General features: G+C 69.1%; 11 protein-coding genes. 6 read left to right on the plus strand and 5 right to left on the minus strand.

What is annotated here, in order from left to right; genetic code table 11:
* Nucleotides 1–21 precede the first annotated feature (21 nt).
* The 3 genes from A37E_RS0104410 (at nucleotide 22) to A37E_RS0104420 (ending at nucleotide 4,691) form a co-directional block, all read left to right on the plus strand.
* The gene (locus tag A37E_RS0104410) at nucleotides 22–1,185 is read left to right on the plus strand and encodes an efflux RND transporter periplasmic adaptor subunit (protein WP_051678780.1); all 1,164 of its coding nucleotides are present in this window, start codon (nucleotides 22–24) and stop codon (nucleotides 1,183–1,185) included.
* The gene (locus A37E_RS0104415) at nucleotides 1,182–4,319 is read left to right on the plus strand and encodes a multidrug efflux RND transporter permease subunit (protein ID WP_029555497.1); all 3,138 of its coding nucleotides are present in this window, start codon (nucleotides 1,182–1,184) and stop codon (nucleotides 4,317–4,319) included. The genes A37E_RS0104410 and A37E_RS0104415 overlap by 4 nt, the downstream gene beginning before the upstream one ends.
* A gap of 72 nt (nucleotides 4,320–4,391) precedes the next feature.
* Nucleotides 4,392–4,691 (plus strand): putative quinol monooxygenase, encoded by a 300-nt coding sequence (locus tag A37E_RS0104420; RefSeq protein WP_029555498.1) that lies wholly within the window; start codon nucleotides 4,392–4,394, stop codon nucleotides 4,689–4,691.
* Between the two features lie 53 nt (nucleotides 4,692–4,744).
* Here A37E_RS0104420 and A37E_RS0104425 read toward each other — a convergent pair whose 3' ends face one another.
* From A37E_RS0104425 to A37E_RS0104440, 4 genes are all read right to left on the minus strand, one after another.
* Nucleotides 4,745–5,764 (minus strand): FUSC family protein, encoded by a 1,020-nt coding sequence (locus A37E_RS0104425; RefSeq protein WP_245279268.1) that lies wholly within the window; start codon nucleotides 5,762–5,764, stop codon nucleotides 4,745–4,747.
* Nucleotides 5,765–5,891: 127 nt separating this feature from the next.
* Nucleotides 5,892–8,528 (minus strand): AAA family ATPase, encoded by a 2,637-nt coding sequence (locus A37E_RS0104430; RefSeq protein WP_029555500.1) that lies wholly within the window; start codon nucleotides 8,526–8,528, stop codon nucleotides 5,892–5,894.
* Nucleotides 8,528–9,658, minus strand: a complete 1,131-nt coding sequence (locus tag A37E_RS0104435) for a metallophosphoesterase (RefSeq protein WP_029555501.1) — start codon at nucleotides 9,656–9,658, stop codon at nucleotides 8,528–8,530. Before A37E_RS0104435 ends, A37E_RS0104430 begins: the two co-directional genes overlap by 1 nt.
* 67 nt (nucleotides 9,659–9,725) lie before the next feature.
* Nucleotides 9,726–11,006 carry a D-amino acid dehydrogenase gene (locus tag A37E_RS0104440; protein WP_280938440.1) on the minus strand — a complete coding sequence of 427 codons (1,281 nt, stop codon included), beginning with the start codon at nucleotides 11,004–11,006 and terminating at the stop codon, nucleotides 9,726–9,728.
* Nucleotides 11,007–11,453: 447 nt separating this feature from the next.
* On the opposite strand from A37E_RS0104440, the gene A37E_RS0104445 reads away from it, so the two are divergent.
* The 3 genes from A37E_RS0104445 (at nucleotide 11,454) to ppk2 (ending at nucleotide 13,296) form a co-directional block, all read left to right on the plus strand.
* Nucleotides 11,454–11,693 carry a hypothetical protein gene (locus A37E_RS0104445; RefSeq protein WP_024280603.1) on the plus strand — a complete coding sequence of 80 codons (240 nt, stop codon included), beginning with the start codon at nucleotides 11,454–11,456 and terminating at the stop codon, nucleotides 11,691–11,693.
* Between the two features lie 225 nt (nucleotides 11,694–11,918).
* Nucleotides 11,919–12,401 carry a hypothetical protein gene (locus tag A37E_RS0104450; protein WP_029555503.1) on the plus strand — a complete coding sequence of 161 codons (483 nt, stop codon included), beginning with the start codon at nucleotides 11,919–11,921 and terminating at the stop codon, nucleotides 12,399–12,401.
* Nucleotides 12,402–12,444: 43 nt separating this feature from the next.
* On the plus strand, nucleotides 12,445–13,296 hold the full coding sequence (ppk2, locus tag A37E_RS0104455) for a polyphosphate kinase 2 (RefSeq protein WP_029555504.1): 852 nt from the start codon (nucleotides 12,445–12,447) through the stop codon (nucleotides 13,294–13,296).
* A 66-nt stretch (nucleotides 13,297–13,362) separates the two neighbouring features.
* On the opposite strand, the gene A37E_RS0104460 is transcribed toward ppk2, so the two are convergent.
* Nucleotides 13,363–13,605, minus strand: coding sequence for a hypothetical protein (locus A37E_RS0104460; RefSeq protein ID WP_024280606.1), 243 nt, complete (start codon nucleotides 13,603–13,605; stop codon nucleotides 13,363–13,365).
* Nucleotides 13,606–13,804 lie beyond the last annotated feature (199 nt).

The raw sequence follows: 13,804 nt of genomic DNA on the forward strand, positions 1-13,804 counted from the left end.
CTATTGCCGCAGGACGGCCTGATGCGTGTCTTCCCCTTCGTCATTTCATTGATCGTCGTCGCCGGCGCCGTCGCCTGGCAGCAGGGACTGGTCGGAGCCGCAGCGCAGGCGCCGAAGCCCAAGGCACCACCCCCGCCCATCCCGGTCATCGCCACGGCGGTGAAGGTGGAGGACGTACCGGTCTATGGCGAGGGCATCGGCACGGTGCAGGCCTCCAACACCATCACCGTGAAGGTCCGCGTCGACGGCGAGCTGACCAAGGTGGTGTTCAAGGAAGGGCAGGAGGTGAAGGCGGGCGACATCCTCGCCCAGATCGACCAGCGCCCCTTCGCCGCCGCCCTCGCCCAGGCCAAGGCGGCGCGGGCCAAGGACGAGGCCCTCCTCGCCAACGCCAAGGCGGACTACGACCGCTACAAGGTTCTGGTGCCCAAGCAGGCGGCGTCCCAGCAGCAGCTCGATACCCAGAGCGCGCTGGTCGCCCAGTATCAGGCGCAGATCGCGGGCGACGAGGCCGCCATCGACAATGCCCAGATCCAGCTCGACTACACCACGATCCGCGCGCCCATCTCCGGCCGCACCGGCGTGCGGCTGGTGGACGAGGGCAACATCGTCCATGCCAACGACGAGGGCGGGCTCGTAGTCATCACCCAGCTGAAGCCGGTGGCGGTGGTCTTCACCCTGCCGCAGGACCGCTTCGACGACATGCAGGCGGCGCTGGCGCGCGGCCCGGTCTCGGCCATCGCCTTCCGCCGCGACGGCGTGACGAAGGTGGGCGAAGGCACGGTGGCGCTGATCGACAACCAGATCAGCTCCGACACCGGCACGCTGCGCATCAAGGCCATGTTCCCGAACGACGACCTCAAGCTCTGGCCCGGCGCTTTCGTGAACGTGAAGGTGCTGCTCGACACCCACCACGACGTCGTCACCATTCCCGCGCAGGCGATCCAGCGCGGGCCGGACGGCTTCTATGTCTATGTGGTGAAGCCGGACGACACGGTGGAGAAGCGTGCCGTCACCACGAGCGGGATCAGCGCCGGTACCGCCTCCATCGCCACGGGGCTGGCAGCGGGCGATCAGGTGGTGATCGACGGCCAGTACAAGCTCACCCCCGGCGCCCGCATCACCGTGCGTCCGCCGCCGGCCGCGCCGCCTGCGAAGAGCGTGTCGGTGGGAGCGCCGGCATGAACGTTTCCGCGCCCTTCATCCGGCGGCCCATCGCCACCACGCTGCTGATGGCGGCACTGCTGCTGGTCGGCCTCGTGGCCTATCCGCTGCTGCCCGTGGCACCCCTGCCGCAGGTGGACTTCCCCACCATCCAGGTCTCCGCAAGCCTTCCGGGCGCCAGCCCCGAGACCATGGCATCCTCGGTCGCGACGCCGCTGGAGCGGCAGTTCAGCCAGATCGCCGGCGTGACGCAGATGACCTCCACCAGCGCGCTGGGCGTCGCCTCCATCACCATCCAGTTCGATCTCGGCCGCAGCATCGATGCCGCCGCACAGGACGTGCAATCCGCCATCAACGCGGCGTCCGGCCAGTTGCCCAAGAACCTGCCGAGCCCGCCCACCTTCCGAAAGGTCAATCCGGCGGACGCGCCCATCCTCATCCTGTCCGTCCAGTCGGACCTTCATCCCCTCACCAAGCTCGACGACGCGGCCGACACCATCCTCGCCCAGCAGATGAGCCAGATTCCCGGCATCGCGCAGGTGGCGATCACCGGCGAGCAGAAGCCGGCGGTGCGGGTGCAGGTGGACCCCGCCAAGATCGCGGCGCTGGGCATGAGCCTGGAAGACGTGCGCGCGGTGCTCGCCGCCGCGACCGTGGACCAGCCCAAGGGCAGCTTCGACGGGCCGGCGCAGGGCTTCACCATCTATGCCGACGACCAGTTGCTCACTGCCCTGCCCTGGAACGAGGTGGTGGTCGCCTACAAGAACGGCGCGCCGGTGCGCATCCGCGACATCGGCCGCGCGGTGGACGGTCCGGAGAATGCCCGCCTCGCCTCCTGGCAGAACGGCAAGCGCGGCATCCAGCTCATCGTGTTCAAGCAGCCCGGCGCCAACGTCATTGATGCGGTGGACCGGGTGAAGGCGGCCATCCCGCGGCTGGAGGCGTCGCTCCCCCCTGGCATCACGGTGAAGATCATCGGCGACCGCACCGAGACCATCCGCGCCTCGGTGGACGACGTGCAGCTCACCATGCTCATCACCATCGCGCTGGTGGTGGCGGTGATCTTCGCCTTCCTGCGCAGCCTCTGGGCCACCATCATCCCCAGCGTCACCGTGCCCATGGCGCTCATCGGCACCTTCGCGGTGATGTATGTGGTGGGCTACAGCCTCGACAACCTCTCCCTCATGGCCCTCACCATCGCGGTGGGCTTCGTCGTGGACGATGCCATCGTGATGCTGGAGAACATCTATCGCTACATCGAGGAGGGCATGCGCCCGTTCGATGCGGCGCTGAAGGGGGCGGGCGAGATCGGCTTCACCATCATCTCCATCAGCCTGTCGCTGGTGGCGGTGTTCATCCCCGTGCTGCTCATGGGCGGCATCGTCGGACGCCTTTTGCGCGAGTTCGCCGTCACCGTCACCATCACCATCCTCGTCTCGGTGGTGGTGTCGCTGACGCTGACGCCCATGATGTGCTCCCTGTTCCTCAAAAACGAGCACAATGTGAAGCACGGGCGGGCCTACATGGCGGCGGAAGCCTTCTTCGACGGGATGCTGAAGGTCTATGACACCGGCCTGAAGTGGGTGCTGAAGCACCAGTTCCTCACCCTGATGAGCCTCCTCGCCACCATCGCCGCCACCGGCTGGCTCTATGTGGCCATTCCCAAAGGCTTCTTCCCGCAGCAGGACACCGGCTTCATCCAAGGCTTCTCCGAGGCGGCGCAGGACATCTCCTTCTCGGCCATGACAAGCAAGCAGATGGCGCTGCTCGACATCGTGGCGCGCGACCCCGCCATCGAAAACGTCTCCGGCTCGGTGGGCGCCACCGGCGGCTCGCAGACCATCAACACCGGCCGCGTCTGGATCACCCTGAAGCCGCGGAGCGAGCGCGACGTGACCGCCGACGAGGTGATCCACCGCCTCAGGCCCCAGCTCGCGAAGGTGGAGGGCATCGCCCTGTTCCTCCAGGCCTCGCAGGACATCAACGTAGGTGGGCGCGCCTCCCGCACCCAGTATCAATACACATTGCAGGACGCCAATCTCGACGAGCTGAACGCCTGGGGCCCGCGCATGCTGGCCAAGCTGAAATCGCTGCCGGAACTGACCGACGTCGCCACCGACCAGCAGACCAACGCGCCCACCGTCTCCCTCACCATCGATCGCGACACCGCCGCCCGCTTCGGTATCCTGCCGATGGTGATCGACGACACGCTCTATGACGCCTTCGGCCAGCGGCAGGTGGCGCAATACTTCACCCAGCTCTCGCAATACCATGTGATCCTAGAGGTCGATCCCAAGCTCCAGACCGACCCCGGCGCGCTGGACAAGGTCTATGTTCGCTCCCCGCGCACGGGCGAGGAGATCCCGCTCTCCGCCTTCGTGAAGGTGGACAACTCGAAGACCGCCTATCTCTCCATCTCCCACCAGGGCCAGTTCCCGGCGGTGACGCTCTCCTTCAACCTCGCGCCGGGCGTCGCGCTGGGGCAGGCGGTGGACGCCATCAAACAGGCGGAGCTGGAAGCGGGGATGCCGCAGACGCTGATCGGCACCTTCCAGGGCACCGCGCAGGCGTTCCAGAACTCGCTCCGCAGCCAGCCCTACCTGATCCTTGCCGCCATCGTCGCCGTCTACATCATCCTCGGCGTGCTCTATGAGAGCTTCATCCACCCGCTGACCATTCTTTCCAGCCTTCCGTCGGCCGGCGTCGGGGCGCTGCTGGTGCTCTATGTGGCGGGCTATGACCTCTCGGTCATCGCCCTCATCGGCATCCTGCTGCTCATCGGCATCGTGAAGAAGAACGCGATCATGATGATCGACTTCGCGCTGGTGCGGGAGCGCGAGGGCAAGACGCCGGAGGAATCCATCTATGAAGCGTGCCTCATCCGCTTCCGACCCATCATGATGACCACCATGGCCGCGCTGCTCGGCGCCCTGCCGCTGATGCTGGGGACGGGCACCGGCTCGGAGCTGCGCCGTCCGCTCGGCTTCGCCATCGTGGGCGGGCTCATGGTGAGCCAGGTGCTCACGCTCTACACGACGCCGGTGGTCTATCTCTACATGGTCCGGCTCCAGCGCTGGCTCACCCGCAAGCGCGACAAGCCCGCCGCCCCGGTGCGCCTCGCCCCAGTGCCGCATCTCGACGAGGCGGCGGAGTAGCGGAGCCCCCTTGACCTTCAGGCCGGAAGGAGGCCCATTTCCGGCCTCTTCCCCCTGAAGGAACCTCCAAAGATGAGCGCGCCGGTCAAGATCGTGGTCCTTCTCTCCGCCCGCCCGGGCAAGGCGGAAGCGTTGCAGGCGCTGCTCACGGGCATGGCGCGCGCCACCCGCGCCGAGCCGGGCAACCGGCGCTGGGACTTCTGGCGCGATCAGGCCGAGCCCACGCGGTTCGTCATCGACGAGCTTTATGTGGACGCCGCGGCCGTCACCGCCCATCGCGAGACGCCGCACTTCGAGAATTACTTCGCGCACATCAACGACCTCGCCGAGCGCACTCCCTTCGTGCTCGATCCGGTCGACGTGGCCGGCTGATTGGACCGAGGCAGAACAGGCCACGCTCAGGCGCTGCGCGGGCTTGACCAGCCTCAGAGCGCCGCCGGCCGCTCCGGTCGCGGACGGCGCGGCGGCCGCGCGATTTCGGCGAGGGCCACGGCGACGAGACCGAACGCACCGCCGATGAGCACGTTCTCCACCCGCTCGGTGGCGATGCCGCTGCCCGTCCCTGCAAACGCAGCCGCGAGCGCGATGAAGAAGCAGCGCGCGCCGAAGCCGATCACGTAGCGCGAAAACGCGATCAGCGTGAGCATGGCTCCGAGCACGCAGAAGGAGTAGCACACGTCGCTCACCGGCAGCACCAGCCCGATCAGCAGCCCGAGCGGCGCCCCCACCAGCGCGCCCATGGCCCGCAGCTTGAGCTTGCCAGTGGAGGCGGAAAGATCGCCCACCACCACGCTCGCCGCCGACCAGATGAGCCACTGGCCCTCGCGGATGTCGAACATCTCCACCAGCAGCGCCGCCGCGAACACCGCGGCCGCCGTCGCCACCGCCGGCACCAGCCAGTCGCCGGAGGGTGGCCCGAAGATCTCGGATCGCTCCAGCGTCCGCCGCCGCCCGTCTAGCGCCTGTACGGCGCAGACGAGGGCGAGCCCCACCGGGGAGAGCCCGAGCAGCACGCCCGCCTGCCACAGCGCCGCCTCGCCCAGCGCCCCCTCGCGGATGTCCAGCGCCAGGTAGACGGCGGGGATGAACACCCAGTTGCCCAGCGTTCGCATCAGCGTGCCGAAGCGCGTCACGGCCGCGGCCATGAAGCCGGTGACGGCCGCCAGCACCACGAACAAGGGTGGGATCGGCGCCGCCAGGAACAGCAGCGCGAAGGTGGCGACGATGACGAGATATTGCACGATCACCGCCGCCGGGCTGAGCCGCAGCTTCAGCGCCGGGATCAGCAGGGAGACGGTGAGCAGGCAGAGATTGACCAGCGCGGGTTCGCCGGAGAGGAGATAGGCGATCACCAGCGGACCGATCACCACCAGCGCCCGCACGATGGCGCCGAGATGAAGCTCCTGCGCCAGCCACAGGCGCAGTCTCTCGACGGGGCCGCTCACCGGCGCCCCCATGTGTCGCCGCGCGGCTCCCGCGGACGGCCCGCACCCGCGCGCGCTGTGACGATCCCGCCCATTCCTGTGCCCTTCCCGCCCCCATCCTACAATGGTCGCGAGAGGTGCGGGAGTATCACGCAGGACGGATGGAGAGGCGCGTCGCCGCCATGGCCCGGTAGGCCGAGGCGCGGCAGCTCAGCACCAGCACCTGCATGCGGCCGGAGGCTTCGGAGAGGATTTCCATCATGGTGTCGAAGCGGTCGTCGTCGGCGAAGACGAGGGCATCGTCCAGCACCAGCGAGGCGGGCTGGCCCTTGTCGATGAGGAGATCGGCGAAGGCGAGGCGGGTCAGGATGGCGATCTGCTCCTGCGTGCCCTTGCTGAGCATCTCCGCCGCCTCCTCGCGGCCGGCGCGGGTGAGGAGCTGGGGCTTGAGGTCCTCGCCGAAGGAGAGGCTGGCGGAGGGCAGGAGGCGCCGCACATAGGGCTCGATGCGCCGGGTGACGGGGGCGAGATAGCGCCGCGCCGCATCCTGCTGCGCCTCCTTGAGCACCTTCAGCAGCAGCGCCAGCGTGTCCGCCTCGCTTTTCAGCCGGGCGTGGGCGGCGGCGGCGGCCTCGGCCTCCTCGTCGGCGGCGGCCTTGCGGCTGGCGGGACCTTCCCCTCCCAGCGTGCGCGCCTGCTCCTCCAGCCGCGCCACCGCGCCGGCCAGCTCCGGCAGCTGGGATTGCAGCGTGTCGCGCTTCTTGCGCAGCGTGTCGCGGCGGCGGATGAAGCCGTCCGCGTCCAGCCCTTCGGCGGCGCGGCGGGCGGTGTCGCAATCCACCAGCGCGCGGGCCTCGGCGGCCCGCGCGTCCTCCAGGGCGGCGGCGAGATCTTCGTCCGCGAGCGCGGCGCGGTCGGCCGCAAGGTCGGCGGCGAGCCGCGCCCGCTCGGCCTCGGCCCGCTCCAGCGCGGCGGCGAGGGCGACTTCCTTGAGTTCGCCCGCCTTCAGGCTCTCCAGCGCCGCCTCGCGGCGCGCAGCGGCCTCCGTCTCGGCGGCGCGGGCGGCGCGATAGGGCGTCTCCACGTCGGCGGCGGGGAATGCGGCATCCTTGGCTTCCGGAAACGGCCGCTCCACGCCGGCGAGCGCGCCGCGCAGGGGATCGAGGCCAGCGGGAATGCCGAGGGCGGCATCGGCCGGGCATTCGGCCTTGAGCCGTGTGCGAAGCCCCAGAAGCTCGGCCTCATCAATGGCCCGCGCCCGGCCCGCGGTGCGGGCGGCCTGCGGCGTATCGTGGCCCACGCCCGCGAGGAAATCGGCGAGATCGCGCCGCGCCGCCCGCAGCCGCGCCAGCGCCGGCTCGCCCGAAGGCGGCGGGGCGAAGGCGATGGTGCCGACGCCGGGAATGGCAAGGGTGCGCGGCCGGCTGAGGCGGATGGCGCCCTCGGTCAGCGGCGTGCCATCGAGGAGGATCTGCGGTGCGCCGGGCTCCAGGGTCACGGTCAGCGTGGCGGCGCCGGCCTCCGCCTGGGCCCGCGCGGCGCTCTCCGCATCTTCCAATTGGCGCAGGCGATCCACGGCAGCGGCATCCATGCGCGAGGCCGCGATGCGCGTTTCCCGCTCGCGAATGTTCGCGGCATGGGCCTCGGCACGGTCGAGCCGGGCGAAGGCAGCGGCCAGCGCAAAGCGGCGCTCGGCGGCGGCGCGCTCGGCGACGGACTGGTCGCGCCGGGTCTCCGCCTCGCGCAGGGCTGTTCGGGCCGCCTCCAGCGCCAGGGCCGCCGCCCTTTCGCTGGAGCGGACGCGACTGATCACCTCGGCATGGGTGCTCACGGCCTCCGTGGCACCCGCCACCTTTGCCTCAGCGGCCTGAAGCTGGGTCGCGAGCTTCTCGCGCCCGGCGCGGCGCTCCTCCAGCGCGCTGCGGCGGGCGGACTGCTCGCGCACGGCGAGGGTGGCGATCTCCAGTGCCTGTCCGGCGGCGCGGGCGCGGGCGATGTCCTCGTCCAGCTTCTTCAGATCGGCGTCGGTCTGCGGGTCCTCGATGTCGCGCACGAGCCGGCGGCGCTCGTTGCGCTTGTATTCGAGCTGCTCCAGCACGCCCTCGAACTGCTCCAGCTCCCGCGCCCGCTCGGTGGCGGCAAGGCGCGCAGCCTCGGCCGCCTCCATCGCCTGCTTCAGCCGCTTGGTTGGCTTGCCACCGGGAGTGAGGAAATCCTCCAGCGCCTTCTCCACCTGCGCCACCACCGCCTTGGCGCGACGGCCGCCGGTGACGGCGCCGATCTCGCCGGCCAGAGCCTCCTCCAGCGTGCGGCGGGCGGTTTCTCCCGGACTGCCAAGGAGGAAGGACTGGCCCTGCTCCACCCAGAGCAGACCGAGCGCGCCGCGGCTGTCGTCATCTGCGCCGCGGTTTCCGGCGCGGGCGAAGCCGAGCAGGCCCTGCAGCTTCTCCTCGGCCGCATCGGAGGCGAACCGCCCCTCCGGCCCCTCCAGGGTCACGGAGGGGGAGAGCAGGAAGCGCTTGGTGAGGCGCCATTCCTCGCCATTCACGTCGAAGGCCAGTTCCACGCTCGGCGCCACCTCGTCGCCTTGCGGGCGGAAGGAGCGGATGCGGTCGCTCTTGGCGCTGTGGCGCTCGAACAGGGCCGCGCGCAGGGCGTCCAGCACGGTGGACTTGCCGGTCTCGTTGGGCTCGCAGACGAGGTTCAGGCCGTCGGTGAAGCCGTCCACCACCACGGGGGCACGGAACTTACGGAAATTCTCGATCCTGAGGCGACGAACCCGCATCACGCTTCCCCCGCCCTTTGGGCGCGCATCTGCTCCACATAGAGGCGTTCCAGCGCCTGGGCGGCGAGCCGCCCCTCGGCCCCGCCATCGCCCATCATCGCCCGCAGGCGCACGGCGGCGGCATGCAACTCGCCCTGGGCGTCGATTTCGGAGAGGTCGGTGTCGGTGGGCCGCGTCACGAGGTCGTCGGCGATGAGGTCCAGCCAACGCACTTCGTGCGCCAGCTCGTCCTCCAGACGGCGGCGCACCGCCACCCGCTCAGCCAGCGTGACGAGGCCGGAGAGCCGGAGCCGGCAGACGAGATCCTGCCGCGCCACGCCCGGCGCGAGGCCGGCGATGCGCGCGTCGAGGTCATCCGCGCCGGAAAGGGACCAGCCCTCCTCCAGCCAGTGGTGGCGGCCGATGGGCAGCTCCGTCACCTCAGGCGGAGCGCTGCCGGACACGTCCACCAGCAGCGCGATGCCCGTGACCTCGCGGCCGAAATCGTCCGGCTCGGGCGTGCCGCTGTAATAGGTGCGCTCGTCGATCCTGATGCGGCCGTGCCAGTCGCCCAGCGCGAGATAGGCAAGACCGGCGCGGCGGGCGCGGTCGACCGCGACGAGGTTGGGGTCGGCATCGCCGCCGAAGGTCTGCACCGAGCCGTGGGCGAGGCCGATGCGCAGGGCGCCCGGAGGCGTCTCCACTCCATCGAACCATTGGGTGGGGTCAGCCACGCTGCGCTTGTGGGAGAGCGGGGCCGGCAGCAGCACGGCCTGTTCGCCATCTCCGCTGCCGAGGTCCACGGGCAGCGCCTCGGTGAGGGCGGAAACATTGGCCGGCGTGTCGGCGGCAAGCCGGCTCCACAGGCCGTCGGCGCGCAACGGATCATGGTTGCCGGGCAGCAGCAGGAAACGCACGTCGGCCTGCGCCTTCATGCGGTTGAGCGCCTGCCGATAGACCCGATCCCCCGGCTCCGGGCTGTCGAACACGTCGCCGACCACCAGCACCAGCGGCGCTCCGTTGGCGCGCGCGGCAGCGGCGAGGCGGTCGATGGCGTCGAGCCGCGCCTCCCTCAGAACGGTGCGCGCCTCCTCCGGCACGCGGCCGAACGGCTTGCCCAATTGCCAGTCAGACGTGTGAATGAAACGCATGCCCGCCTCCGCGCGCTGGTTTGGCGCAGGCGCGGCGGCGGCGCAAGGTCCGGCGTGAGCGGAAGCTTCAGGCGGCCTCGGCGTAGCGGGCGACGGAGAGGTCCGACGTGTCGATCTCCGGCGCGCGGCCGCCGATGATGTCGGCGAGCACGCGGCCCGAGCCGCAAGCCATGGTCCAGCCCAAAGTCCCGTGGCCGGTGTTGGTGAAGAGATTGGCGAAGCGCGTGGCGCCGACGATGGGCGTGCCGTCCGGCGTCATGGGGCGCAGGCCGGTCCAGAAGGTCGCCTTCTCGATGTCGCCGCCGGCCGGGAAGAGATCGCCCACCGAATAGGCCAGCGTCGCCCGGCGCGGCGCGCGCAAAGCAAGGTCAAAGCCGGCGAGTTCCGCCGTACCGCCCACGCGGATGCGGTCGCCGAGGCGGGTGATCGCCACCTTGTAGGTCTCGTCCATCACGGTCGAGCGCGGCGCCGCCTCCGGGTCCACGATGGGCAGGGTCAGGGAATAGCCCTTTACCGGATAGACCGGCAGGCGGATGCCCAGCGGCGCGAGCAAGGCCGGCGTGTAGCTGCCCATGGCGGCCACATAGGCATCGGCCGTGAGCACCTCGCCGCACGACAGGGCGACGCCGGTGATGCGCCCGCCGTCCTCCCGCAGCGCATCGACGGTGACGCCATAGCGAAAGGTGACACCCTGGCGCGCGCAGATCTCGGCGAGGCGCTGGGTGAAGAGGTGCGCGTCGCCCGTCTCGTCCCCGGGCAGCCTCAGGCCGCCCACGAACTTGCCGCGGACGCGCGCCAGCGCCGGCTCGGCGCGGATGCAGCCTGCGGGATCGAGCAAATCGTAGGGGACGCCGTGGACATCCAGCACCTCGGTGTCGGTGTGCACGTGGTCGAGCTGCTTCTGGGTGCGGAACAGCTGGAGCGTGCCGAGCGTGCGTTCGTCATAGGTGATGCCGGTGTCCTTGCGCAGCTCGTCCAGCGCGTCCCGGCTGAATTCGGCGAGGCGCACCATGCGCGCCTTGTTGCGGCGATAGGCGGCCTCGGTGCAGTTGGCGAGCATCCGCGCCAGCCAGAAATAGAGCTTGGGGTCGAGGCCGGGCCACACCACCAGCGGGCGATGGTGCATGAGCAGCCACTTGACGGCCTTCACCGGAATGCCCGGCCCGGCCCAAGGCGAGGAATAGCCCGGCGAGACCTGCCCCGCATTGGCGAAGGAGGTCTCCATGCCGGCCGCCGGCTGGCGGTCGAGCACCGTCACCTCATGTCCGGCCCTGGAGAGATAATAGGCGGATGTCGTGCCGACGACGCCGCTGCCGAGAATCAGAATGCGCATGGCCTTGCACCCCACGCCGCCGGCCGAGGGGGTCGCTGGCCCGGCCGGATGGTTAGCGACAATTCTACGCCGGAAGACGGCGCATTTGCCCTCAGGCTGGCAAGATCCGTGCCCTCGGACAGCGACGAATCCGGGCGCATCCGAGCCCCTTCACAACAACGTGCTGTGTCGCCCGCCCGCGACGGCGCGCGCCGTTCTGCCGGCCGGACCGCCGCGTGACATCGGCTGCGGCATTCGGTCTTTCGATACCGACGCACAAAATTTGATCGCGATCAAGGAATGGGCGCCGGCCCCTGCTTAGCGTTTCGGGATTGCGGGGGCTTTCCGGGGCCGGCCGGGTTGCGAGAGACAATCCGGCGGTTCCTCCGGCAGCGGCATCGGGGCGTGTCCGGCGTTTCAGGGCAGGCCTTCGGGAAGGTGCCTGCAGCGCTTTTCTTGATCCCTTCCAGAGGAGACCTTGTGATGAATGCCCTTGCCCAGCCCATCGCGGCGGCCGTCGAAGCTTCCGCCACCGATGACGTGCTGATCCACGTCCGCTTCGCGCCCAACGCCGACATCTTCACCATTGACCGCCTGCCCGAAGGCCAGAGCGGCAAGGCTTGGTTCGAGCATCTCTATCTCAACGCATCGTCCTACTACCGGGCCTTTGCCAACGGCCGCGGATTCTTCCGCATTCCGGCTTCCGTCTTCGCGACGCTCTGAGCGCGCCCCTCAAGACCAGAATCCTCCGGGTTCGACCTTCGGGTCGAAACGAGAGGCCGGCGCCAGCTCTCCGGCGCCGGCCTTTTTGTTTGCCTTGTGCGCCGTTCTGCGCGTCTCGTGGGGGTGTGAACGCGAGCGGGGCCGGAAAGAGTTGATATCGGACAACGACGCCGCTTAGCTCATGGAGAAACTGCGGCCGGACCGCATTTCCAAACGGAGAGACCCATGCCCCAGGCAGCGCAGCAGAATACCACGCTGGGCGACGAGAGCTTCATGAGCGCGGACGACCTGCGCGCGTACATGCAAGAGATCGAAAAGGCCAAGCTGTCCAAGGAATTCTCCGCCATGGACCGGGCCGACAAGGCCCGCGAGGAGCTCATCAAGACGCTGTCCCAGCCGCTCGATCTCACGCCGGAGACGCTGCACGAGATCTCCCAGAATCTCCTCACGAAGATCCGCCTTGCCGCCCAACGCGGCGAGACCGAGATCATGGTGATGCGCTTTCCCAACGTGCTGTGCAGCGACAAGGGCCGCGCCATCAACAATGCAGAAGAGGGCTGGCCCGACACCCTCACCGGCCGCCCGCGCCAGGCCTACGAGCTGTGGCGCGACTACCTCCGGCAGGGCCACTACAAGCTCAAGGCCATGATCGTGGACTGGCCGAACGGCATGCCCGGCGACGTGGGCTTCTTCCTCAGCTGGGCCTGACCCGCCCCGTCTCAACGGAGCGGTTTCAAGGGAGGACGCCGCCATGGCGCACAAGCACAAGAAGAAGCACAAGACCCAGGCGATCCTGCCTCCGTCCGGCACGGACGGCGGCAGCCCTGCCGCCCCGCTCTCGCGCAAGGAATATGAGGCGGAGCTGAAGCACTTGCATGCCGAGCTGGTGAAGCTCCAGCTCTGGGTGAAGCACACGGGCGCGAAGATCTGCATCGTCTTCGAGGGCCGCGACGGGGCCGGCAAGGGCGGCGTCATCAAGGCCATCATGGAGCGGGTGAGCCCGCGCATCTTCCGCGTGGTGGCGCTGCCGCCGCCCACGGAGCGCGAGAAATCGCAGATGTTCATCCAGCGCTACGTCACGCACCTGCCGGCTGGCGGGGAAATCATCATCTTCGACCGCTCCTGGTACAATCGGGCCGGCGTCGACCGCGTGATGGGCTTCTGCACCGAGGAGCAGTCGAAGAAGTTTCTGGAAAGCGTGCCCTACGTGGAGCAGTCCATCGTCGAATCGGGCGTGATCTTGCTCAAATACTGGCTCGAAGTATCAGAGGAAGAGCAGACCCGGCGGATGGAAAGCCGCATCGACGACCCGCGCAAGATCTGGAAGCTCTCGCCGATGGATCTGGAATCCTACGCGCGCTGGTTCGATTATTCCCGCGCCCGGGACGCCATGTTCGAGGCGTCAGACACCATGTGGGCGCCATGGTTCGTGGCCTTCTCCGACGACAAGAAGCGCGCGCGCCTCAACATCATCTCCCATCTCCTGTCCCGCATCCCCTACGAGGATGTGCCGCGGGAGAAGATCAAGCTGCCCAAGCGCCAGAAGGACCCCGATTACGTGGAGGCGGACTATGCCCGCCATCGCGTGCCGGAAAGGTTCTGAGGGCGCAGCCGCTCAATCGGGAGGATACTCAGGGCGGCGCTTTTCGCGACCGCCCTGCCGTCCGTGTCACATCATCCGGCGCTGGGCGTCGGGAGACAGGCGCATGGCATCGGCGAAAGTCTCGAACGCCACCCAGGCCCGGCGCTGAAGCTCGGGCAGGCGGGCGGCCTCCATCTGGTCCACCAGCATCTCGGCGTGCTCCCCCACGGGGTGGGAGCGCATCAAACCGATGGCGTCGTCCAGCGAGCGCAGGACGATGCAGGAGCCATCGATGCAGATCTTCAGCGGGTGGCGGGCGGCATCGAACATGGGCGGTCCTCCGTATCGGCTGTGGGGCAGCTGGGGCTTCGCGTCAGGTTCTGCCGGCCAACGGCGCTTGGCGCCTCCCGCATATTGGGGAGAGCGGCAAACGCGCGACGCATGACCGGATCGGGGGCGGACTCGTATGAGCCCACACGACCGTCAAAACGCGGTTCGGCCCCAAAGGTTCCATCCCTCGCGAGAAAAA

Origin of the sequence: Xanthobacter sp. 91 (assembly GCF_000702385.1) — a bacterium.
In the GTDB taxonomy this organism is placed as follows: domain Bacteria; phylum Pseudomonadota; class Alphaproteobacteria; order Rhizobiales; family Xanthobacteraceae; genus Xanthobacter; species Xanthobacter aminoxidans.

Excerpts from the sequence above, each read along its gene's own strand:
- A37E_RS0104415 (WP_029555497.1), top strand. The coding sequence starts at position 1,182 with ATGAACGTTTCCGCGCCCTTCATCCGGCGGCCCATCGCCACCACGCTG.
- A37E_RS0104450 (WP_029555503.1), top strand. The coding sequence starts at position 11,919 with ATGCCCCAGGCAGCGCAGCAGAATACCACGCTGGGCGACGAGAGCTTC.
- ppk2 (WP_029555504.1), top strand. The coding sequence starts at position 12,445 with ATGGCGCACAAGCACAAGAAGAAGCACAAGACCCAGGCGATCCTGCCT.
- A37E_RS0104410 (WP_051678780.1), top strand. The coding sequence starts at position 22 with ATGCGTGTCTTCCCCTTCGTCATTTCATTGATCGTCGTCGCCGGCGCC.
- A37E_RS0104430 (WP_029555500.1), bottom strand. The coding sequence starts at position 8,528 with ATGCGGGTTCGTCGCCTCAGGATCGAGAATTTCCGTAAGTTCCGTGCC.
- A37E_RS0104420 (WP_029555498.1), top strand. The coding sequence starts at position 4,392 with ATGAGCGCGCCGGTCAAGATCGTGGTCCTTCTCTCCGCCCGCCCGGGC.
- A37E_RS0104435 (WP_029555501.1), bottom strand. The coding sequence starts at position 9,658 with ATGCGTTTCATTCACACGTCTGACTGGCAATTGGGCAAGCCGTTCGGC.
- A37E_RS0104445 (WP_024280603.1), top strand. The coding sequence starts at position 11,454 with ATGAATGCCCTTGCCCAGCCCATCGCGGCGGCCGTCGAAGCTTCCGCC.
- A37E_RS0104460 (WP_024280606.1), bottom strand. The coding sequence starts at position 13,605 with ATGTTCGATGCCGCCCGCCACCCGCTGAAGATCTGCATCGATGGCTCC.